Source organism: Geofilum sp. OHC36d9, from assembly GCF_052400685.1.
Taxonomy (GTDB): domain Bacteria; phylum Bacteroidota; class Bacteroidia; order Bacteroidales; family Marinilabiliaceae; genus CAZHHH01.
This window is the reverse complement of record NZ_JBQTGJ010000054.1, coordinates 1-555: the sequence shown is the minus strand read 5'-3', so window position 1 is coordinate 555 and position 555 is coordinate 1. Positions and strand designations below refer to the sequence as shown.

Annotated in this window: 1 protein-coding gene; it reads right to left on the bottom strand. The window is 41.4% G+C overall.

Annotation, left to right across the window (positions count from 1 at the left end):
• Positions 1-555, bottom strand: a 555-nt coding sequence (locus ACT3CD_RS17270) for a transposase (RefSeq protein ID WP_444646916.1), incomplete at both ends; no start/stop codon positions are given.

The window sequence follows — 555 nt, the reverse complement described above, 5'->3', positions numbered from 1 at the left end:
GTTAAATAGTTCACATAATCATAGCAACAATACTGAATCCCTCTGTCGGAGTGATGAATTAATTGGCTTGTTATCGGTTCGCCTTGCGTGGCCATTTTTAAGGCATTTAAAGCCCCTTGGCTTGTTAAGTCTGGCCACAAACACCAACCAACAATCTTTTTAGAATAAGCATCGGTTATTAGCGATAAATAAGCAAACCCCAACCTCGTACGAATGTAAGTGATGTCACTTACCCAAAGCCTGCCAGCATTGCGCAATTCTATGTCTCGGACAATATTGGGATAACGTTTGAAAAGATGATTAGAATTGGTCGTTGTCGCTTTTCGCTTAGTACTACGAACCTGTAAGCCATGTTCGCTCATTAAGTAAAAAAACTTATCTCGACCCATCTTAATCTGATGCTCATCCAAAAACGGAGTCATTAATCTGTGCAGCTTTTCACAACCCATTTTTTTATGCTCTGCACGGTGTTTTTTCACTTCGGTAAGCAGCAGAACTTCTGACAGCTGAGTTTGTGCTTGGCGTTTATTGGTATCATACCACGCCTGGCGAGTG